Here is a 21986-nt window from a genome sequence, read left to right as displayed (position 1 = left end):
TGCCCTTTATAAACGAGTAATAATGCGTCGATAGAAAGGAATTCTGAATTATAGAAAGAAAAGATAAGTGTCGAATAGAAGCTAAACGACTGTCATTTACATTACTTACAGATACGCAGTTAGGAGAGGTGAGAATGAGAGCAGGTACAAAAAAGGAGCCTGAGGGCTCCTTTTATTAAGTTACACGTTATATTCAAAATTTAACGAGTACGTGGGCAAAGCTCTTCAGCACTGAAGAAATAAGCAACTTCACGCTCAGCAGAAGCAACAGAATCAGAACCGTGTGCAGCGTTCTCATCAATGCTCTCTGCGAAGTCAGCACGGATAGTACCTGGAGCAGCTTCAGCTGGGTTAGTAGCGCCTAAGATATCACGGTGAGCTAGAACAGCATTCTCGCCTTCAAGCGTTTGAACCATGATAGGACCAGAAGTCATAAATGCAACAAGTGCACCAAAGAAAGGACGCTCACTGTGCTCAGCATAGAAACCTTCAGCTTGCTCTTTGCTTAGGTGAACCATTTTAGATGCGATGATTTTCAGGCCAGCAGTTTCAAAACGGTTATAGATAGCGCCGATGTTATTTTTTGCAACAGCATCAGGCTTAATGATAGAAAAAGTACGTTCGATAGCCATGAAAAGCTTCCTTTTTTATAAACAGGTTTTTGAATTCGCGCGGATTATACGAAATTTCGAGACAAAATCCTACCTTTAAAAGCAAGAGAATGAGATCGCGGTCTAAGAACTAAAATTTGCAGAGTGATAAAGATCACAGAGAATTGACATGGTGGATAAAAAGTCGTTAAAAATTATCCACCTAACTATCTTAATACATATGACAGAGATAGGCTACGCTATATTTCACTTATCCAACAAGCTTGTATCGCTTCAAGTACTCTTTCATTACAATGATTAGGATCGTCATCAAAAGCATCTAGCGCTAATACCCATTCATAAAGATCGGTAAAGCGAACAGACACAGGGTCTACCTCTGGAAACTTTTCAAGCAACTCTATCGCAATATCGAGCGAATCAATCCATTTAAGTGACATAGTAAAGCTCCTATTATCTCCGTGAATACCAATAAATTATAGAAGGCCTACAAAAAAGGCCAGCTATTTAGCTGACCTTTTAAAAAGCTAGACCTAGTGGCCTTCACTCACCATATTGATGGTGTATTTAGGAATATCAACCACAAGATCGGTACTGGGCACTTTTGATTGACATGAAAGTCTACTTTCCGGCTCTAAACCCCACGCCTTGTCTAGCATATCATCTTCAAGTTCATCACTCTCTTCAAGCTCATCGAAGCCTTCTCTTATGATCACATGACATGTTGTACATGCACAGGATTTCTCACAAGCATGCTCAATATGAATGCCATTACGCAAAGCAACATCTAATACTGTTTCACCTTCAGCCGCTTCAACCACTGCACCGTCGGGACATAACTCTTCATGGGGTAGAAATACTATTTGTGGCATCTTATTTACCTATTGATTACCCGTTAAATACTATCAACTGATTGGCCCTTCAGTGCCAACTTGATTGAATTATCCATACGCTTAGCCGCAAAATCTTGCGTACTAGCATCTAAAGCTTCGATCGCTTTCTCTATTGCGTCAGCATCATCTTGGCTGCTGATCTGCGCTAAGCTTGCCATAGCTTGCTCAATATCGCTGCGCTCACTCTCTGTCAAAAGTACCGCATCTTTTTGCAAAGCAGCTGATAAGGTCTCTAATACTCTTGCAGCTTCCACTTTTTGTTCTGCCAACATGCGCCTAGTGATATCTTCTTTGGCATTCGCCATAGAGTCTTTGAGCATGGTACCAATCTCTTCATCAGTTAATCCAAAAGAAGGCTTAACTTGAATGCTAGACTGTACTCCCGTCGATTTCTCCATAGCAGTGACACTTAATAATCCATCTGCGTCAACCTGAAAGGTCACACGTATATGTGCAGCACCAGCAGCTAAAGGCGGGATCCCCTTAAGTGTAAATCTTGCCAAAGAGCGGCAATCGTCAACCAGCTCTCGCTCTCCTTGAACCACATGGAATGCCATTGCTGTTTGGCCATCTTTAAATGTGGTGAACTCCTGAGCCTTAGCAACAGGAATAGTCGTATTGCGTGACACAATCTTCTCGACTAACCCGCCCATGGTCTCTATACCCAATGATAAAGGAAGCACATCGAGAAGCAGAAGGTCTGACTCAGGCTTATTGCCGACTAAAATATCAGCTTGAATCGCTGCGCCAATGGCGACGACTCTGTCAGGGTCAATGGAGGTTAATGGCTCTTTACCAAAAAACTTATCCACCAGCTCGCGCACAAGTGGTACGCGGGTTGACCCCCCCACCATTACTGTTTCTAATACTTCATCATTAGTGACACCAGCATCACGCAAGGCTCGACGGCAGCTGCTAACCGTTTTCTTAACTAAGCTACTGATCAAATCATCAAATGTAGCTTTAGCCACATCATGAGTGAGCTCAGTTCCATCATCGAGTTTAATAGAGGCTGTTACTTGAATATTATCAGTAAGTGCCTCCTTCACCCGTCGAGACTCAATCAGAAGGCGACGACTTAAGGTTGCAGAAGGTGACGCTAGCTGCCATTGATTCAAAAGATGTTGGTATAGAAGATGATCAAAATCATCACCACCTAAAGCGGAATCACCGCCAGTGGCTAATACTTCAAACACCCCTTTATGCAAACGCAATATAGAGATATCAAAAGTTCCGCCACCAAGATCATAGATGGCAATAACGCCCTCTTGTCCAGAATCAAGTCCATAAGCGATTGCCGCTGCGGTAGGCTCATTAAGCAATCTCAGCACTTTTACACCAAGTAAGCCTGCAGCATCTTTAGTACCTTGGCGCTGTGCATCATCGAAATATGCAGGAACCGTAATAACAACACCTTCTAACTCGCCACCTAAGGTTTTTTCAGCACGTGAAACTAAAGGTTTTAAAATTTCAGCAGAAACCTGTATCGGGTTAACTTTGCCCTGCTCCGTTACGAACACAGGTAGACCGTTTTCACTGGTTTCGAGTTGATAGGGTAAATCTTGTACCCCAGAGCGAATATCACTCAAACTGCGTCCCATAAAACGCTTAACTGAAATAATGGTATTTTGTGGATCTTTCGCTGAGTTAGCTTCTGCATCCACTCCAACCTCAACACCCTCTTGAGTGTATCGGACCACCGAAGGCAATGAGTGATGAGACTTGTCATCTGGCAGCGTGTTTGCGACGCCACTGCGAACAGCCGCAACTAACGAGTTTGTGGTACCTAAATCAATACCAACCGCCAGACGATGTTGATGGGGAGCGGCACTCTGTCCGGGCTCAGCGATCTGCAATAGGGCCATAAAATTCCAACCTAAAAATTAGCAAAAGAGAAAAAAGCTAATCAATTAAAAGACGATTAATATTGTGACAATGTAAGCTTACTCAAACAAGGCATCTTCGATACGTTCTAACTCAATCTGCAATTTTGCCATAAATTTAAGCTTACGGATAAGATCAGCAGCTTGAATTAACTCAGCTTCATTGGTACTCGAGAGTAATCCACTTAGCTCTTCAGCAATCTGTTTTGCATAATCACTAAATGACTCATGGAGATCAGAGATAGCCGTATCAGGATCACTACTATCAGAGATATCTTCAAGTGATTCGCGCCACTCCATCTGCTGCATCAAAAAGAGCGTATCTTTAACGGTTGTCGACTCATGTTTTAAATCGATCCCATTCAATGAGAGCATATGTTCAGCTCTCAATATTGGATCCTTTAACGTCGAAAAACCATCATTGACTTGTGCTGTACGCTGTACTGCGATGCGCTTATCTTGCTCACTGGCATTAGCGAACTTGTCGGGATGAACCGCCCTTTGCAGTTCGCGATAGCGCTCTGCAAGTAAGGCGGTGTCGATTTGGTAGGTAGGGGTAAAACTAAACAGCTCAAAATAGTTCATGGTTTAATTCTTTAGACTGTGAAACTTTCACCACAGCCGCACTCCCCTTTAGCGTTGGGATTGTTAAACTGGAAACCTTCATTGAGTCCTTCTTTGACGAAGTCTAACTCGATCCCCTGAAGGTAGATAAAGCTTTTTGCATCGATAATAATTTTCACACCATCGATCTCATATACTTCATCATCAGCGTTCAAATCATCAACAAATTCAATGATGTAAGCCATCCCTGAACACCCTGATGTTTTGAGCCCTAATCGTAAACCAATTCCCTTGCCGCGACTGTCCAGAAAGCTTTTAACGCGTTCGGCAGCCGCAGGAGTCATTGAAATAGCCATCTTAACTCCGGAAATTACTTATCTTGCTTTGACTTATAATCATCAATCGCCGCTTTAATTGCATCTTCGGCCAAAATTGAGCAATGGATCTTCACAGGAGGTAGTGCAAGCTCTTCAGCAATATCAGTATTTTTGATCGCAGCAGCTTCTTCAATCGTCTTACCTTTAACCCACTCGGTCACAAGTGAGCTAGAGGCTATCGCACTGCCACAACCGTAAGTTTTGAACTTGGCATCTTCAATCACGCCATCAGCATCAATTCTAAGTTGAAGCTTCATTACGTCACCACAAGCTGGTGCACCCACCATACCTGTCACAACTGACGGATCATTTTTATCGAAAGAACCTACGTTACGTGGATTCTCATAGTGATCGAGTACTTTTTCGCTATAAGCCATGATACTACTCCAAATTCTATTGATTAGTTATTGTTTAATATTGGATTAATGGTGAGCCCACTGAACCTGTTCAAGGTCAACACCATCTTTAAACATCTCCCAAAGTGGAGACATATCCCGCAAACTATCAATAGATTTATTAATTGTTTCAATTGCGTGGTCGATCTCTTCTTCAGTCGTAAAACGACCGATTGAGAATCGAATTGAGCTATGTGCCATCTCATCATTTAAGCCTAGTGCACGAAGCACATAACTTGGTTCCAAACTTGCGGAAGTACAAGCTGAACCCGATGAAACAGCCAGATCTTTCAGGGCCATCATCAATGACTCACCTTCAACAAAGTTGAAGCTGACATTGAGACTGCCGCAGTAACGTTGTTCAACATCACCGTTAATGTAAGTCTCTTCGATGCCTTTAACACCGTTCCAAAGACGGTCACGTAACCCAGCAATGCGTGCATTATCGGCTTCCATATCAGCTTTCGCGATTGCAGCAGCTTCTCCCATACCAACAATTTGGTGAGTCGCTAACGTACCACTACGCATACCACGCTCGTGTCCACCACCGTGCATAGCCGCCTCTAGACGAATACGTGGCTTACGACGAACATACAATGCACCAATCCCCTTAGGGCCGTACATTTTGTGTGCTGAAATTGAAAGTAGATCGACTTTGGTTTCCTGGACATCAAGCGGTAACTTACCTGCACTTTGCGCAGCATCGACATGGAAGATAATCTTCTTGCTACGGCAAAGTTCGCCAATGGCATTAATGTCGTGGATCACGCCAATCTCATTGTTTACGTGCATGATGCTAACAAGAACAGTGTCTTCACGCATTGCAGACTCAATAGTAGCCAATGGAATAAGGCCGTTAGCTTCTGGTGCAAGGTAAGTCACCTCAAAACCTTCGCGCTCAAGTTGACGACAAGTATCGAGTACCGCTTTGTGCTCAGTCTTACTGGTAATGATGTGCTTGCCTTTCTTCTGGTAGAAGTGAGCCACACCTTTAATTGCTAGGTTGTCAGACTCTGTAGCACCGGATGTAAATACGATCTCACGAGGATCGGCATTAATTAGATCAGCAACTTGGTTACGGGCAATATCGACAGCTTCTTCAGCTTGCCAACCATAACGGTGAGAACGGGATGCCGGGTTACCAAAGATGCCGTCCATAGTCATGCACTGCATCATTTTTTCTGCAACACGGGGATCAACCGGCGTAGTCGCAGCATAATCTAAGTAGATAGGAAGCTTCATTACACACTCCGTACAGCGTAACCTTGAGTAAGGTCGAACAAAGTACAAAAAAAATTATAAAATAACAAAGTTAACTTATAGTGTTACTCTTTGTTCCTGTTGTATTTCATCTTGTTTAATAGAGATAAATTGTACATCTCGTTTCGTCATTAAACCCGCAAGACTAATACCATTTAAAAAATCAGAAATCTGCTTACTCAGATCTCCCCAAAGTGAATGGGTAAGACAGCGAGTTCCGCTTTGACAGTTTCCTTGCCCTTGGCAACGGGTAGCATCGACAGACTCATCGACTGCACGTACCACCATACCAACAGATATCTCTCCTGCATCAGCGCCTAAACGGTAACCACCGCCTGGTCCTCTGACACTAGAAACCAATCCTTGCTTTCTGAGTTTTGCGAAAAGTTGTTCGAGGTAAGAAAGTGATATCCCCTGACGTTCAGAAATATCGGCCAACGGAACAGGTCCAGCGGTTGAATGCATAGCAACATCTAACATGGCTGTAACAGCATACCGACCTTTTGATGTAAGTTTCATAGCGACTACAGCTCCCAAAAATGCTTAAGTGAATTCAAACATACCTGAGTGTTTTAGTCAAGTATTAAACCTAGTAGTTTAGTCAAGTATTAAGCTTGGCATTTGAGCTACATGGTTTTTTCGCCATTAAACAAAAATACCCCTCGAGTTTGGTGGGGTATTTAACCTGTTTTACTCAATTTTTTCAATGAATCTTTACCATAATACTCACGAAATCTCAGATTATGGGATCAAACTCATCAATTGCTTTCTTTCTCTTCTGCGCAGCAGCATGTTCAGCATCACTAAACTCATCCACTTCAAGTTCAGGAAGTTTATCTGTACACACTGAACCTCCCATTGATTGGACTGCCTGACAGACCTCCTGAACCTTTGAATCCATCAAGTGCATATGATCCAGCATCTGCCCAATCGCATTAGCGACGGGATCAGGATTATCCGGTGAAACTGCGTAAGCATCGAAGCCATATTTCTTCGCCATTTCACTACGCCTTTTCGTCTGCTCTTTAGTGACATCATTTGGCGTTGCAACCACCCTGCCGGGGATCCCAACAACTGTGGTGTCTTTGGGAACATCTTTAACCACAACCGAGTTAGAACCAACTCTGGCTCCGTCATGCATAGTAATAGGACCGAGAACCTGTGCTCCAGCACCAATCACAACATTATTCCCTAACGTTGGATGCCGCTTACCCGACTGCCAAGTTGTGCCACCGAGAGTCACACCGTGATAGAGAGTACAGTCATCACCAATTTCGGCTGTTTCGCCAATCACTACCCCCATACCATGATCGATAAAAAAGCGATCACCAATCCGTGCACCGGGATGAATTTCTACCCCCGTTAACCAGCGGGAAAAAGTAGATAAACAACGAGAGAGAAGTCGCCATTGACTAAGCCAAAGTTTATGGCTCACCCTATGGATCCAAATAGCTTGCATGCCTGGGTAATTCAATAATATCTCTAAAGTACCGTGAGCTGCGGGATCGCGATGATAGATTGAGGCTATATCATCTTTAATTCTGGCTATCACTCCCATTGTGATCGACTCCTTATGTTTCGCTCTTATCTTTTGTCGCCACTTTCTTATCGATGGAAGTCAGCATGCCACGAAGAATATTCATCTCTTGCTTTTCAAGTCTTGCCCGACTGAAAAGGCGGCGCAGCTTAGTCATCACTTGTCCTGGATGCTGCTTAACAATAAAGCCTGTATTGAGTAATGTCTTTTCAAGGTGAGTGAAAAAATTCTCACGCTCACTTGCAAAAGGATACTCATTTTCCGGCTCAACATAATCGGCAGGTTTGGCATTTTCAAAATCACGTTGCACCTGAGCTAAGTGAGCCACACGTGCTTCATAACAGATGATCTGCACAGCTTGGGCTAGATTTAATGAGGTATATTCAGGATTGGCAGGAATCGCGACATGATAGTTACACTTCTGTAACTCTTCATTTGTCAGGCCATTATTTTCGCGCCCGAATACGATAGCAACAGGACCTGTTAGTGCAGAGGATACGAGTTTTTCTCCCGCTTCTCTTGGCTCTAACATTGGCCAGTCTAATGTACGACTTCTTGCGCTGGTTGCTATCACTAAACTGCAATCAGCTATCGCCTCGGCAACACTATCAACCGTAACGGCATGTTTAAGAATATCTGATGCACCAGCAGCCAAGGCCACTGAGTGACCATCAGGCTCTACTCTTGGCTCAGCTAAATAAAGTGTGGAGAGGCCCATGGTTTTCATTGCACGAGCGGTGGAACCTATGTTGCCTGGATGAGATGTACCAACGAGAACGACGCGAATATTGCTTAGCATGAAACTACTTAATTTTGATGACGGAACACAGAAAAGAATGTTATCACAGCAGACCATGAAACTTTAATACTTAAATCAGTATTTCATATAATCACTTATCAAACATCTAACGACATCCATGCCGCTAAGCTTGCTTTTGAGTTGGCTTTAGGTATAATGCGCCCCGATTATTTATATCTGTTCTTTAACATCCAGGGGATTGTAATGCATCCGATGCAGACTATTGCTGTGCGCGCTGCCCGCGCTGCCGGCCAAACGATTATACGTGCCTTCGCTGAACTCGATAAGATCGAAGTAACAGCCAAAGGTATCAATGACTACGTTACAAACGTAGACAAAGAAGCTGAAGCTGCCATTACTTATCAGATCCGTAAATCTTACCCTGATCACACCATTGTTGGTGAAGAGAATGGTGAGAACAAAGGCGAGAACAAAGAGTTCGTCTGGATTATTGACCCTCTGGATGGCACTAACAACTTTGTTAGAGGCATTCCTCACTTCGCAGTTTCTATCGCTCTTCAACATAAGGGTAAGACAGAAGTTGCCGTTGTATACGATCCTATCCGTGATGAACTATTTACAGCGACTCGTGGTAAAGGTGCAAAATTTAACGATTTCCGTATGCGCGTTTCTAAGCATAATGAGCTTAATGAAACTATTATCGCTACAGGCTTCCCATTTAAAGCTAAACAGCACACCGAAACTTACATGAAGATCTTTGGTGAACTATTCACCCAGTGTGCCGACGTTCGTCGTGCAGGCTCAGCCGCGCTTGATCTTGCTTATGTAGCTGCAGGTCGTGTTGATGGTTTCTTCGAAATTGGTCTTAAGCCTTGGGATATCGCAGCAGGCGACCTACTAGTGCGTGAAGCTGGCGGTACCGTTACCGATTTCACTGGCAACCATGAGTATATGAATTCTGGCAACATCATCGCTGGTGCCCCTAAAGTAACCTCTGCCATTGTTAAAACCGCACGCCCACTATTAAGTGAAGCGCTTAAGCGTTAATTGACAACAATACAGATGTAAATAGTGCCATAGAAAAGCCATCTTTATAGGTGGCTTTTTTTATGCCTTTCTTTTACTCCTCTTTTCAATCTAATCAAGTCTTGTCTAATGATTCCTATTATTGTGAAAGTCATCACACAGATAAATAAACATGGACTTTGAATCTTGGTACCATTGAAAAAAATTGTTCAGAGGTCCTTATGAGATCAATATACAAACAATATAGTTCAAAAGGTTTAAAAGCTGTTGAGCACTTCGTATTGATTATCATTGCGTTAGCTACAGTTGTTGCAATTGGGCAGGAGGTATTTCATATCTTCGACGTTGGCAGTGTCGCGCTTGCCGATCTACTTCTGCTATTTATTTACCTCGAAGTGCTCGCCATGGTGGCTAACTATATAGAATCTGGCAAGTTGCCTGTTCGAATGCCACTCTATATTGCAATTGTTGCCTTGGCACGCTACTTAATCTTAGATATGAAAGGGATGAGTGACTGGCGAATTATCGCCATCGCAGTTTCAACCTTAATACTGGCTTCCACCGTTATCATTATTCGCTGGGGTCAACTTAAGCTTCCCTACCCTAAGATTCAAGATTAATAGCAATCGCTATCCAGCATTACACTTCACTCAGCCCTACGGGGCTGAGTCACTTCCCTTCCAAATCCTTACCATTATTTTTTGTTTTTAGCTCAAGAAGCATGCTACTTTTATATTACCTATCTTAAGCTCGATTAAAGGAACATTTACATGGAAGAAAGTGAAGATCGCCGCCATTCACTCAGACTTGATATGGAATCCGATAAAATAGAGGTTAGCTGGCAAGGTGAAGATCAGCAATTGCAGTCAACAGATGCCACCTGTGTGGACCTAGCTAGGCACGGAGTACTCTTCGAACATCAAAACAGTTTTAAGTTAGGCGAGCTCATCGAAATTTCATTTAATCCAGATAACGATAAAAGACACACAGTTAAAGGCCAAGTTTGTCGTTGCAAAAATGTGGGCGAGTTTTTCCATACTGCAGTGCAACTGGTCCCTAGCTACTAATATCAATTTCTCACGAGTTTTCAGCAGCATCAAATAGTCTGTTCTATACTTATTCCTACTTAATAACCTTGGGATAATAATGGAAAAGATGATGGAGATGCTTATATGATCATTCTCGTGGGAGGTGAAAAAGGAGGAGCAGGAAAAAGCTGTTTAGCCCAAAATGTGGCCGTTCATATTACGCGAAAATTTCAAGCAAATGTTCTGATGGTAGATTGCGATCCGCAACGAACAACCTCCGATTGGATCCAAGCACGTAATGAAGACCCCGAACTTCCGACTATCAACTGCATTCAACTTTATGGCAAAATTCGTAACGATCTCCTTAGCCAAGATGAGCGATTCGATTACGTCATTGTCGATTGTGGTGGTCAAGATAACCTTGCTATGCGTGCTGCGATGTCGGTTGCCACATACGTCATATTGCCCTTAAGACCTAAACGCCGTGATCTTAAGACCCTTCCCCATATGGAAGATATGCTTAGCACCTGTAAAATGGTCAACCCTAAGATGGTAGCAACCATAGTGATGACACAATGCCCCTCACTTCCCAGTCAATATAAACGTATCCTCGAAGCAAAAGAGGTGGTGCAATCCTTTGGCCTCAGGGTGTTGAACTCGGTTACTTTTAACAGGAATATCTACGATGACAGTGAAGAGCAAGGGGCCTCAGTGATGGAGATAGAGCCAGAAGGTAAAGCCGCGACGGAGATTGTAGCCATCGCCGATGAGATTTTTGCAATAGAACCAGAGAATAGTTATGAGCTTAACTGATCTCAAAAGACGAAAGAAGAAGTCACATCAAGATTGCATCTCTGTCGATGACTTTATTGAAGATGCCAATAGTTACGCATTTGGCAAACCAAGTGCCGTTAGTCGCAATAGAAAAAAATTAAGACAGGCTCAACTCAATGGCTTAGATAAACATTCCACCAAAATATTCAAACATGCCACCTTCTCGCTGACAGAGGATGCCATCACCGTCTTAGATGAGCTAGCCACTCAATCGAAAATAGCGAAATCCCGTTTAATTAGGATCTTAATTCACGACTTTTTTGATCTCAGTGATGAAGAAAGAGAGAATGTTATCGGCAAAGGTGAAGATTAACTCCCACACCAGCACATAGCTACTCTGCTAGTTCAATTTAAACTAATGATTGCAAATCTTTTCTCTTGCTGTTTCAACACCCCGTTCAGAAATGATAAATTTGCCTTTCCTCTCTAGCAGTATAATCAATTCATCAGCACTCATCTCACACGCAGAGCAGGTATGATACTTGGCTGAAGCACCAAACTGCCTCAGCATTAACAGCTTTAACTCCTCTTTGCTGATGGCTTTATTCAGTGCCAACATCAACTCCATTACCTGATGACCATGTATTGATTGAGTCATTTAGTTCTCCAACGTTTTATATTCAAGATAAGAGTAGCGTTTTTAACTCACACAGGCTTTGATCACCACCGCAAAATAATGATTAAGTCGTCTCACTATTTTGTTATTTACCGCCGCTCTGGCAAAATGCCATTATCGCATTCAGGGATCGTTATCGATGTCATTAGTCTTACTTTTAACCCAGCAGATGAGTCTGTATCTGGTCATGGTGTATCTGGTCAGTAAAACACCGCTATTTCAGTTTTTTTCTGAGGCTGCCACTCGCCTACCCCATAAGATATTTATCTATCTCACCTTTTCAAGTTTCTGTGTTATGGCGACCTATTTTGGTGAGCACACAAATGATGCACTCGCCAATACCCGAGCTATGGGCGCCGTACTCGGCGGTTTGCTTGGCGGGCCTGTCACTGGCTTTTTAGTTGGATTAACTGGTGGGCTTCACAGATACAGTATGGGGGGCTTTACCGATCTTGCCTGCGCGATCTCCACCACACTTGAGGGATTATCAGCAGGAATTATCAGTTTGTACCTCAGAAAACAGGGGAAAAGTGAGCTTATCTACGCCCCTTTGTTGGTGTGTTTAGTCACTTTTTCTGCTGAGATGTTGCAGATGGGCGTAATACTGCTCGTCGCTCAGCCGTTTGGAGATGCTTGGTCTCTGGTTAAACAGATAGCCCTACCTATGCTGCTGGTTAACTCGATCGGTGCAGCACTCTTTATGAGCATGGTTCGGGATCAAAAAACCATGTTCGATAAGATGTCATCGGTATTTTCAACCAAAGCACTAAAAATTGCTGAACGCAGTGTCGGTGTGCTCTCCAAGGGGTTCGATCAAAAAAGCAGTGCTAAAGTTGCCAAAATTATACTTGAGGAGACTAATGTTGGCGCCGTTGCGATCACAGATACCGAAAAACTGTTAGCATTTATTGGCGCTGGTGCTGATCACCACATTCCAGGTACCCCTATCTCATCTCAAATCACTCAAGATGCAATAGATAACAACTGTGTCATGTTTGCCGATGGTGTCGATGTTGCTTATGCCTGCTCTATCTCTTCCCAATGTGGATTAGGCTCAAGCTTAGTTATCCCGCTTCGCAGTGAGACTCAAGTGATAGGTACGATTAAACTCTATGAGCCTAAAAATAAGCTTTTTCTCAATATTAATCGCACCCTAGGCGAAGGCATTGGACGATTACTATCCAACCAAATCCTATTTGGCCGATTCGAGCAGCAGCAAAACTTGTTAACTCAGGCTGAGCTAAAACTGTTGCAAGCTCAAGTCAATCCACACTTTCTGTTTAATGCACTAAACACGATAGCTGCGATTATAAAAAGAGACCCACTCAAGGCAAGAAAGCTTATCCAGCAACTAGCTCAGTTTCTGCGAATCAATTTAAAGCGCACCACAGGCTTAGTGACACTTGAAGATGAGCTGGAACATATCGAGTCCTATTTAACCATAGAGAAAGCCCGCTTTATCGATAAGTTAGAGGTAAACATTCATATTGATGAATCACTGCGTCATTACCGGCTTCCCGCTTTTACTCTGCAGCCTATTATTGAAAACGCTGTAAAACATGGTACATCACACATGTTAGATAAAGGGATTATCCAAGTTACCGCCAGCATCACCGATGAACTGTTGCTATTGGAAGTTACCGATAATGCAGGCTTATATCAGCTAAAAGAAAATTCAGAGGGGCTAGGTATGAATCTGGTACATAAACGGCTTCAAAATCAGTTTGGCTCTGAATATGGCCTTAAAGTTGACTCTGAACCGGATAGTTACACTAAAGTAAGTATTCAATTACCCTACTCTGGAGCCACACAGTGATCACCTCAATGATAGTTGACGATGAACTTTTCGCTCGTGAAGAGTTACTTGACCTACTTAGTGAGCATCAAGATATCGATATCGTCGGGCAATGCAGTAATGCCATTGAAGCACTGCAGATGATATCAAAACATAAACCTCAACTGCTTTTTCTCGATATCCAGATGCCGAAGATCACAGGTATGGAGCTGATAGGCATGTTAGACCCTGACACTATGCCCTATGTGGTATTTGTCACCGCCTTCGATGAATATGCCATTAAGGCTTTCGACAATCACGCGTTTGATTATCTATTAAAGCCTATTGATGAAGAGAGACTATCGCAAACTCTTAAGCGAATAAGAAAAGATCTCAGCCCTAAGCCTGTTGAAGTCTTGGCCCCAAAAATACTCACTCACCTTCCCTGTTATACGGGCACAAGACTAAAAGTACTGCCGTTAAGTGAGGTTGAATATATTTTTAGCGATCTTAGTGGTATCCATATCGCAACCAGTAAGGAGTTGGTACACACTCACTTAACCCTGAAAGTGCTCGAAGAGAAAACATCACTTGTAAGATGCCATAGGCAATACCTTATTAAACCTGACGCAGTCTCTGAGATAGAGGTACAAGAGAGTGGCGCCGAGGTGATCACCCTATCTGGAGCTAAGGTGCCAGTATCGAGACGCTATCTAAAACCGCTTAAACAGCTTTTTGGCTTTCAATAACGCAGATACACCTAAGTGGTAGTCAAAGGTGCGCTACCACTTAACTCAAACATAAAACCGCTGACTTGCCCAAAACGACCACTGACCTCTTTTACTCAGATCTTGTCACAACAAATCTTTACAATCGCTGCAACTGAAAATCGGAGATTGTAATTATGATGTGGTTTCTAATGTGTGTCGGCCTATTGATTGGCGGATACTTTATCTACGGTAAGTTTGTCGAGAAAGTATTTGGGATCAATACCCAACGCCAAACACCTGCATTCACCAAAACCGATGGTGTTGACTTCGTCCCGATGTCAAAAGGCAAGGTCTACCTAATCCAACTACTTAATATCGCGGGTGTGGGTCCAATCTTTGGCCCAATACTGGGTGCGCTTTATGGCCCTGCAGCTATGCTGTGGATAGTGTTTGGTTGTATTTTTGCTGGTGCAGTCCATGACTACTTCTCTGGTATGCTATCGGTACGCAATAACGGTCAATCGGTACCAAACCTAGCGGGTAAATACTTAGGCAAAGGTGCAAAGCACTTTATGAACGTATTTGCCATCATCTTACTACTACTTGTTGGTGTGGTATTTATTTCAGCACCTGCAGGTCTGCTTGGTAAGTTAACAGGCTGGGATGTTTCAATCTTTGTTGGCATTATTTTTACTTACTACCTTATTGCAACCATTGTTCCGGTCGACAAGATCATAGGCAGGTTATACCCATTCTTCGGCGCCTTACTACTGTTCATGTCTATTGGACTAACAATTGCTATCGTAGTGTCAAGCGAGCACACACTCTTACCAGGGTTTGAAGCCAAAGACTTCCTAACTAACTTAAATCCTAACGATATGCCACTGTGGCCTGCACTCTTTATCACTATTGCATGTGGCGCCGTATCAGGTTTCCATGCAACGCAATCTCCTTTGATGGCACGCTGCGTTGAGAATGAATCAAATGGCCGCTTTGTATTCTTTGGTGCCATGATAGGTGAAGGTGTTATCGCCCTGATCTGGTGTGCTATTGCCCTGTCATTCTTTGGTGGTGTACAGGGACTCAGTGACGGCATGGGTGGTAATCCAGCTAACGTTGTATACGAAGCATCAACTGGTCTTCTCGGTGCAGTAGGTGGCTTTATGGCTATCTTAGGCGTGATTATTCTGCCAATCACATCAGGTGATACAGCCTTCCGTTCAGCACGCTTAATTCTCTCTGAGTTCTTTAAGATGCCACAAACGGCTCTGCCTAAGCGTCTACTACTGGCAATCCCACTATTTGTGATGGGCGCAATTCTGACTCAAGTCGACTTTGGAGTTATCTGGCGCTACTTTGGTGTTGCGAATCAAACAACAGCAGTCATGATGTTGTGGACTGCATCTGCATACCTGTTACGTCATAACAAACTACATTGGATATGCACTATTCCAGCGATGTTTATGACGACAGTGGTAATAAGCTTCCTATTGAGTTCTGAAACCTTGGGTGCCGGCTTACCTATCACTATTTCAACCATTGCGGGCCTTATTTCAACAGCGATTATCTCAGCACTTATCATCATTAAAACAAAAGGCAAAGGTGATGAGGGGATCATTGAAGAAGCTTAATATTTAATTAGCTCACACCAATAAAAAGCCAGTCATGCGACTGGCTTTTTATTAATTTTTTCAATATTGTGTCGCACTACTCTTTTAAAAGCTCAGGCTCAACTAATACACTGCCGTCATCATTTGAAACCCAGATCTGTCCTTCGCTAATATTGTATTGAAGCGACATACTCCGGCTTACTAGCTCGCCCATCTCTTTCACCGCATTCTCAGGGATATTCCATACTTTCAGATTTTTATAACGGGAGAAGGCTTGCTCATTCTGTTGCCACCATATGGGAACACTACGTCCACCGTAAGCAAATAGCTGAACCTGCTTAGCTCGACCACTGGCTTTACGTAACCACTTCTCATCACTTTGACCAAACTCAATCCAGAGCTCAATGTCACCAACGAGTGTCTTTTCCCATAACTCTGGCTCATCTTCAACACAGAGCCCCTTGCTGAACTCAAGCGTATCACTGGCATTCATGGCGAATGCAAGTAAACGCAGCATCATTCGTGAATCAGTTTCTGAAGGATGTTGAGCTAAGGTCAAATTATGATCTTGGTAATAGCCGCGGTCAATATCGGCTATCTGTAAATTTACTTTATAAACCGTTGCTTTAGGTGCCATAACTACTTTTGTCTTTAGATAATTGACGCTAGTGTACCTTAAAAGTAATTTAAGTATAGCTTCGAGAAACGAAGAAGTAATAAAGAGTAAGTTAAGCGATGAATTGGTGAAAACTGATATTGGCCTTCACTGTGAGAGCCAATATCAAAAAGCTAACAACAATCAGTTTAAAGAGAGCCCGCTTTCAGGTGCTTAGCCATTGGGAAGTGTGCTTTGAGTTGTGAGATCTTATCTCTATCAGCAAAGACAAGACTACGTTTTCCCTTCTCCAGCCGATGGGTTAACTCGCTAATAGCCACCAAGTTTTCTCTAGTCGCATCTCGCCTAACCAGTTCATTCAGCGTAAAAGGCAATTCAATATCGCTAAAGATATGATCTAACCTTTGCATTAACGGCATTGCAGAGATAGGAAGCATTACAATCGACGTACAATCATCAATTAATAGGATCTCACCCTGTGCAGTCAGCCCCTGAAATGAATCCTCATACCGCTGCAGAGTTTTATCATCAAACCTATCGCCATTTGAGCGAAAGAAATGCTCCCAAAAAAGTTTACGCGCCTTGAACTCAGGTAACCTATCCTGCACCTCTTTACGATGCTCTGCCACAAAATCAAATAGATCAGCAAGAGAGGGCGGTAACCATGACTCAATTCGAGAACGGAGCTCTCTAGCAAATACAGGCGCTGCACCAGCCGTGCTTATCGCAACTTGTAACCGACCTCTATCAACAATTGATGGTGTTATGAAGCGGCAGAGTTCAGGACTATCAACGACATTAACCCAGATCCCGCGAGCGGTAGCTAAATCAGCCAAGTGACCATTCAATGCCTCATTGGCTGTCGCTAAATAGATAATATCCACATCGGCAATATCCTCCTCAACCACAGCTCGCTGGATAAGAGTAATACGTTTTTTATCGGCATAACCCTGAACCTCATCAGAGGTTTCGATAGCAATAACCTTAATGCACGCTTCTGTTCTCCCCAGCAGCTCAAGTTTACGACTCGCGACTTCACCTGCGCCAATGAGTAAAACATTCAGTTTTGTGGTATCAACAAATAGAGGAAAATACTGCATCCTAAATGACTCCTAATCTGCCTATCAAGCTTGAACTATTGGAAGTTGACGCTCTATCCAAGCTTTATAACCACCAGTCAGAGATCTCACCTTGCTATACCCCATCAACTGTAGATTCATAGCAGCTAAAGCCGAGCGATAACCGCCACCGCAATAAAGCAAAATAGGCGTTTCTTTATCAGCAAAGCGGGTCTCGATATCACGCTCTATGATCCCACGTCCCAAGTGATGAGCTTTAGGAAGGTGTCCCTTCAACCATTCATGATCTTCCCTAACATCAATAAGTTCCCAATCAGAACTGTTTTGATACTCATCAACCGACATTTCCATTATCTGAGGCAAAATGCTCTCAACCAAAGCTAAAAAAGCAGGATTGTGCTGCACAGGAAAAACTCCAAAATAAACAGAATATAAAAATATGACTAGTTGTGTTGAACACACCTTTCAGCACTGCATTGCCAGCAGAGCTCAAAGCTATCTTCATTCATTTCATGACACTGAACACATTGCCATTGGGGACTTTCGGTATTGAGTGACTCAAGTTGTGCTTTAGCTTTCTCATATTGAGACTCAGGAACCCACAATTCGACATTTTGTAGATCAACTGGAAGCTCACCAATCCCTCCTAGTAATGCTTCACCTTTTAATTGAACCTCTATTCCACACGCCTCCAATAAGCCCTTCCATGTATGAGCCTGTAGAAGGTTTCCACCTGCGACCATTCGATTACGCTCTTCCATCTATTATTCCCCAACATCTATTGCTCTTCTGGCAAATTTATAGGTTTTATCTCAACAAAGAGAATGACTGACAACATCCTACTGCTAAATGGGGAAGCCTGTCGAGAGCTAAAAATCGAGCAAACTTGAATAAACTGACCAAAATCAAGTTAACAACAAATAAACCTATTATTAACAGATGCAAAACAAGCATTTTTGAGTCAACGCCGCTGAATTCGATACTATTAACAGATACGCTCAGATATAAAAAAGCCACCGAAAGGTGGCTCTTCACGCTTAACTCATATTGAAAAATTAAGGCATCAACGCGTCTTGATCCGCGCCTTCTTTTCTATCTCCATAATTGCCATCATAAGTTTCTATGATGGCTAACTACTAGGTTGAGAAAATTATGGCATCAATGCGTCTTGATCCGCGCCCTCTTTTCTATCTCCATAATTGCCATCATAAGTTTCTTTGATGGCTAACTACTAGGTTGAGAAAATTATGGCATCAATGCGTCTTGATCCGCGCCCTCTTTTTCTATCTCTACAGGCATCATATGCTCGCGGTTAATTCCCAGCTTAATCGCTAAGAAACTCGCCACATAGATAGATGAGAAAGTACCGACAAAGATACCCATCAACAATGCGGTCGCAAAGCCGTGGATCATGGTGCCGCCCTTAAGGAACAGTGCAACAACCACGACTAAGGTCGTACCGGTTGTGATGATAGTACGACTCATTGTCTGAGTAATAGAGGTGTTGACCACCTCTTCAGGACTGCTTTTACGCATCTTAAGGAAGTTTTCACGAATACGGTCAAATACAACAATCGTATCGTTAAGCGAGTAACCAACAACCGTTAGTACGCCTGCAAGCACAGTTAAATCAAAGTCCAACTGGAGCAAGGAAAACACGCCCAAGGTAATAATAACATCGTGAGCCAATGCCGCTACAGACCCTAGCGCTAAGCGCCATTCGAATCGGAAAGAGACATAGATAAGAATACAGATAAGCGCAACTAATACCGCTAATCCACCCTGCTCTGCCAGCTCTTTACCTATCTGAGGACCAACAACTTCAACACGCTTTTGGATCACTTGTGGATCCAGTGCCGTTGCCGCTTCCATAACTTGGGCAACCTGAGTGTCAGTTGCAACCCCTTCCTTAACAGGAAGACGAGTCAGTACATCACGACTAGAGCCAAAGTTTTGTACTACAGCGCCATCGGTCTCTACACTGGTTAACTTACCTCGCAGTATCTCCAGATCAATTGGCGATGAAAACTCAAGCTCTACAACTGTACCACCGGTAAAATCCAATCCCCAGTTGATACCTTTAGTTGCCAGTGATGTCAGCGATCCCAACACTAATAGCAGTGAAAGCATGCTGATTGGCAACGCATGACGAAGGAAGTTGATCGTGCCTTTTATTGATAAAATCTGATACATAATCAAGCCTCCTTATATAGATAGTTTCTTAACGCGTTTACCACCCCAAATAGCGTTAACTATTGAGCGAGTACCCACGATAGAAGTGAACATTGACGTCGCAATACCAATCATCAAGGTGACAGCAAAACCTTTAACAGCACCAGTACCCACGGCAAACAGAATCAATGCCGTCATAAAGGTGGTGATGTTCGCATCGGCGATGGTTGAAAACGCGTTGCCATAACCTTCATGGATCGCTTGTTGCACACTGCGGCCGTTACGTAGCTCTTCACGGATACGCTCATAAATTAGAACGTTACCATCTACAGCCATACCCACGGTTAGCACCATACCCGCAATACCTGGTAGGGTCAGCACGGCACCTGGGATCATCGACATAACGCCAACAACCATCACCAAGTTAGCCGTTAGAGCTAAGTTCGCAATAAGACCAAAACCACGGTAGTACACCAACATAAAGATGAGTACTACGGCCATGCCCCAGATCATCGCTTGCATACCGTTTTGAATATTTTCAGCACCTAGGCTTGGGCCAATGGTGCGCTCTTCTACGATTGTCACAGGCGCAATCAAGGCACCAGCACGAAGTAGTAGAGCTAAGCTTTGCGCTTCTGCATGCTCAAGACCTGTGATAACAAAGTTACGACCAAGACGTGCTTGAATAGTGGCAACTGAGATCACCTCTTCAATCTTCTGCATCTTGATGCTGCCGTCAGGATTCTTTTCGCCGTTATCTTTATACTCAATAAACAGGGTCGCCATTGGTTTACCAATGTTGTCCTTAGTCACATTTGAGAAGATAGAACCGCCTTTAGAATCTAAGTTAATACTTACCTGAGGACGGCTGTATTCATCGAAACTTGGCTGTGCGCCCTGAATATGATCACCGGTCAACATAACCGCTTTATGCAGCACAACTTGGCCACCATTACGGCGGTTATACACCTGCGAACTTGGTGAGATGCGGCCACTTGCAGCGGCAGCTGCATCGGCTTTCTCGTCAACCATGTGGAACTCAATTGACGCAGTTGCACCTAAGATATCTTTAGCACGAGCCGTGTCTTGAACACCTGGAAGTTCAACGATAATACGCTCAGCACCTTGACGCTGTACAACAGGCTCGGCTACACCTAGCTCATTCACACGATTACGGATCGTGGTGATGTTTTGCTGCAGTGCTTCCTCTTTCACTTGCTTAACATAAGCTTCGCTAAGATTTGCCAGTAACAGGTAATTACCGCCAGATGAGATATCTCTAAAGACCATGTCATTACCGCGAGTCTTTAGAAAACGTTCAGCTCTGCCTAAGTTTTCCTCATCACGGAACTTAATCTCGATACCTTTAGCGCTATTTCGAATACCTGCATATCGGATTTTTTCACCACGAAGATCGGTTCTAAAATCTGACATCTTGGCTTCAGTCATCTTACGGATCGCTTCGCCCATATCCACTTCCATTAAGAAGTGCACACCACCACGTAGATCCAGACCTAACTTCATTGGACTTCCGCCCATTGATTCTAGCCACTGTGGCGTCTTTGGAGCTAAGTTTAAGGCGACGATGTATTTATCACCTAGAGACTCGATAATCGCTTCTTTTGCTAACAGTTGTTGCTCGCCGTTATTGACACGAACAAGCAATTGTCCATTTTCAAGTTCAGAACGTTTTACCTCGATATTTTTGCTTGCAAGAATATCGTTTACGGTCGACTGAGTCGTTGCAGTAACCTCAGCACCACGGGTAGCGACAACCTGTACAGCGTAGTCTTCCCCGAAGAGATTTGGAATCGCATAGAAAGAACCTACTGCGATGATAATCATCACCATCAGGTTCTTCCACATTGGATATTTATTTAACACACCATCGCCCTCTTGGCTTAAAGTGACTTAATAGAGCCTTTAGGCAATACAGCCGCAATGTAATCCTTCTTGATTGTAATTTCAGTTGTTTCGTTCAGAGACAACAACACGTAGTCATTTTCATCGCTGATTTTAGCGATCTTACCCAGTATGCCACCGCTGGTCAGGACTTCATCCCCTTTACCTAATGAGCTCATTAGGCTCTTATGCTCTTTAACGCGCTTAGATTGTGGACGGAAAATCATGAAATAAAAGATCAGGCCGAATATAACCAGCATGAAAACAAGTTCCATGGTACCACCTGCGCCAGATACAGGAGCATCGGCAGCGTATGCATTTGAAATCAACATAGTGTTCTCT

The 21986-nt window shown here is 43.3% G+C and carries 27 protein-coding genes; 8 read left to right on the top strand and 19 right to left on the bottom strand.

Going from position 1 to position 21986, the window contains the following annotated elements; translation table 11 throughout:
• Positions 1-200 precede the first annotated feature (200 nt).
• From ndk to trmJ, 11 genes are all read right to left on the bottom strand, one after another.
• Positions 201-632 (bottom strand): nucleoside-diphosphate kinase, encoded by a 432-nt coding sequence (gene ndk / locus SWOO_RS09160; protein ID WP_012324413.1) that lies wholly within the window; start codon positions 630-632, stop codon positions 201-203.
• 218 nt (positions 633-850) lie between these two features.
• Entirely contained in the window at positions 851-1048 is a 198-nt protein-coding gene (iscX, locus tag SWOO_RS09155) for a Fe-S cluster assembly protein IscX (RefSeq protein ID WP_012324412.1), read from the bottom strand.
• 93 nt (positions 1049-1141) lie between these two features.
• Positions 1142-1480, bottom strand: coding sequence for an ISC system 2Fe-2S type ferredoxin (gene fdx, locus SWOO_RS09150; RefSeq protein ID WP_012324411.1), 339 nt, complete (start codon positions 1478-1480; stop codon positions 1142-1144).
• A gap of 23 nt (positions 1481-1503) precedes the next feature.
• Positions 1504-3366, bottom strand: coding sequence for a Fe-S protein assembly chaperone HscA (gene hscA / locus SWOO_RS09145; RefSeq protein ID WP_012324410.1), 1863 nt, complete (start codon positions 3364-3366; stop codon positions 1504-1506).
• Positions 3367-3444: 78 nt separating this feature from the next.
• On the bottom strand, positions 3445-3969 hold the full coding sequence (gene hscB / locus SWOO_RS09140; RefSeq protein ID WP_012324409.1) for a co-chaperone HscB: 525 nt from the start codon (positions 3967-3969) through the stop codon (positions 3445-3447).
• Between the two features lie 11 nt (positions 3970-3980).
• The gene (gene iscA / locus SWOO_RS09135; protein WP_012324408.1) at positions 3981-4304 is read right to left on the bottom strand and encodes an iron-sulfur cluster assembly protein IscA; all 324 of its coding nucleotides are present in this window, start codon (positions 4302-4304) and stop codon (positions 3981-3983) included.
• A 14-nt stretch (positions 4305-4318) separates the two neighbouring features.
• On the bottom strand, positions 4319-4702 hold the full coding sequence (gene iscU / locus SWOO_RS09130; protein ID WP_012324407.1) for a Fe-S cluster assembly scaffold IscU: 384 nt from the start codon (positions 4700-4702) through the stop codon (positions 4319-4321).
• A 45-nt stretch (positions 4703-4747) separates the two neighbouring features.
• Positions 4748-5962 (bottom strand): IscS subfamily cysteine desulfurase, encoded by a 1215-nt coding sequence (locus SWOO_RS09125; protein WP_012324406.1) that lies wholly within the window; start codon positions 5960-5962, stop codon positions 4748-4750.
• Positions 5963-6037: 75 nt separating this feature from the next.
• Positions 6038-6499, bottom strand: a complete 462-nt coding sequence (gene iscR / locus SWOO_RS09120; RefSeq protein ID WP_012324405.1) for a Fe-S cluster assembly transcriptional regulator IscR — start codon at positions 6497-6499, stop codon at positions 6038-6040.
• 217 nt (positions 6500-6716) lie between these two features.
• The gene (gene cysE, locus SWOO_RS09115; protein WP_012324404.1) at positions 6717-7538 is read right to left on the bottom strand and encodes a serine O-acetyltransferase; all 822 of its coding nucleotides are present in this window, start codon (positions 7536-7538) and stop codon (positions 6717-6719) included.
• A 13-nt stretch (positions 7539-7551) separates the two neighbouring features.
• Positions 7552-8316, bottom strand: coding sequence for a tRNA (cytosine(32)/uridine(32)-2'-O)-methyltransferase TrmJ (gene trmJ, locus SWOO_RS09110; protein WP_012324403.1), 765 nt, complete (start codon positions 8314-8316; stop codon positions 7552-7554).
• 204 nt (positions 8317-8520) lie between these two features.
• Between trmJ and suhB the strand changes: the two genes are divergently transcribed.
• From suhB to SWOO_RS09085, 5 genes are all read left to right on the top strand, one after another.
• Positions 8521-9324: an inositol-1-monophosphatase gene (suhB, locus tag SWOO_RS09105; RefSeq protein WP_041417566.1), complete on the top strand. Its 804-nt coding sequence runs from the start codon at positions 8521-8523 to the stop codon at positions 9322-9324.
• Positions 9325-9524: 200 nt separating this feature from the next.
• On the top strand, positions 9525-9923 hold the full coding sequence (locus SWOO_RS09100; RefSeq protein WP_012324401.1) for a phosphate-starvation-inducible protein PsiE: 399 nt from the start codon (positions 9525-9527) through the stop codon (positions 9921-9923).
• 150 nt (positions 9924-10073) lie between these two features.
• Positions 10074-10370, top strand: a complete 297-nt coding sequence (locus tag SWOO_RS09095) for a PilZ domain-containing protein (protein WP_012324400.1) — start codon at positions 10074-10076, stop codon at positions 10368-10370.
• Between the two features lie 105 nt (positions 10371-10475).
• The gene (locus SWOO_RS09090) at positions 10476-11144 is read left to right on the top strand and encodes an AAA family ATPase (RefSeq protein WP_012324399.1); all 669 of its coding nucleotides are present in this window, start codon (positions 10476-10478) and stop codon (positions 11142-11144) included.
• The gene (locus SWOO_RS09085; protein WP_012324398.1) at positions 11131-11478 is read left to right on the top strand and encodes a hypothetical protein; all 348 of its coding nucleotides are present in this window, start codon (positions 11131-11133) and stop codon (positions 11476-11478) included. Before SWOO_RS09090 ends, SWOO_RS09085 begins: the two co-directional genes overlap by 14 nt.
• 42 nt (positions 11479-11520) lie before the next feature.
• On the opposite strand, the gene SWOO_RS09080 is transcribed toward SWOO_RS09085, so the two are convergent.
• Entirely contained in the window at positions 11521-11763 is a 243-nt protein-coding gene (locus tag SWOO_RS09080) for a YecH family metal-binding protein (RefSeq protein WP_012324397.1), read from the bottom strand.
• A gap of 157 nt (positions 11764-11920) precedes the next feature.
• Between SWOO_RS09080 and SWOO_RS09075 the strand changes: the two genes are divergently transcribed.
• The 3 genes from SWOO_RS09075 (at position 11921) to SWOO_RS09065 (ending at position 15896) form a co-directional block, all read left to right on the top strand.
• The gene (locus SWOO_RS09075; RefSeq protein ID WP_012324396.1) at positions 11921-13597 is read left to right on the top strand and encodes a sensor histidine kinase; all 1677 of its coding nucleotides are present in this window, start codon (positions 11921-11923) and stop codon (positions 13595-13597) included.
• The gene (gene btsR / locus SWOO_RS09070) at positions 13594-14304 is read left to right on the top strand and encodes a two-component system response regulator BtsR (protein ID WP_041417564.1); all 711 of its coding nucleotides are present in this window, start codon (positions 13594-13596) and stop codon (positions 14302-14304) included. Before SWOO_RS09075 ends, btsR begins: the two co-directional genes overlap by 4 nt.
• A 155-nt stretch (positions 14305-14459) precedes the next feature.
• Positions 14460-15896, top strand: a complete 1437-nt coding sequence (locus SWOO_RS09065; protein WP_012324394.1) for a carbon starvation CstA family protein — start codon at positions 14460-14462, stop codon at positions 15894-15896.
• A gap of 76 nt (positions 15897-15972) precedes the next feature.
• On the opposite strand, the gene SWOO_RS09060 is transcribed toward SWOO_RS09065, so the two are convergent.
• From SWOO_RS09060 to yajC, 7 genes are all read right to left on the bottom strand, one after another.
• Entirely contained in the window at positions 15973-16512 is a 540-nt protein-coding gene (locus SWOO_RS09060) for a YaeQ family protein (protein ID WP_012324393.1), read from the bottom strand.
• Between the two features lie 167 nt (positions 16513-16679).
• On the bottom strand, positions 16680-17591 hold the full coding sequence (locus SWOO_RS09055) for a precorrin-2 dehydrogenase/sirohydrochlorin ferrochelatase family protein (RefSeq protein ID WP_012324392.1): 912 nt from the start codon (positions 17589-17591) through the stop codon (positions 16680-16682).
• A 24-nt stretch (positions 17592-17615) separates the two neighbouring features.
• Positions 17616-17975, bottom strand: coding sequence for a rhodanese-like domain-containing protein (locus tag SWOO_RS09050; RefSeq protein WP_012324391.1), 360 nt, complete (start codon positions 17973-17975; stop codon positions 17616-17618).
• A gap of 38 nt (positions 17976-18013) precedes the next feature.
• Positions 18014-18331 (bottom strand): putative signal transducing protein, encoded by a 318-nt coding sequence (locus tag SWOO_RS09045; protein WP_012324390.1) that lies wholly within the window; start codon positions 18329-18331, stop codon positions 18014-18016.
• 484 nt (positions 18332-18815) lie between these two features.
• Entirely contained in the window at positions 18816-19763 is a 948-nt protein-coding gene (gene secF / locus SWOO_RS09040; RefSeq protein ID WP_012324389.1) for a protein translocase subunit SecF, read from the bottom strand.
• A 12-nt stretch (positions 19764-19775) separates the two neighbouring features.
• Positions 19776-21626, bottom strand: a complete 1851-nt coding sequence (gene secD, locus SWOO_RS09035; protein WP_012324388.1) for a protein translocase subunit SecD — start codon at positions 21624-21626, stop codon at positions 19776-19778.
• A 17-nt stretch (positions 21627-21643) separates the two neighbouring features.
• The gene (gene yajC / locus SWOO_RS09030) at positions 21644-21976 is read right to left on the bottom strand and encodes a preprotein translocase subunit YajC (RefSeq protein ID WP_012324387.1); all 333 of its coding nucleotides are present in this window, start codon (positions 21974-21976) and stop codon (positions 21644-21646) included.
• Positions 21977-21986 lie beyond the last annotated feature (10 nt).

Origin of the sequence: Shewanella woodyi ATCC 51908 (genome assembly GCF_000019525.1) — a bacterium.
In the GTDB taxonomy this organism is placed as follows: Bacteria; Pseudomonadota; Gammaproteobacteria; order Enterobacterales; family Shewanellaceae; genus Shewanella; species Shewanella woodyi.
This window is presented reverse-complemented; position numbering and strand designations above follow the sequence as displayed.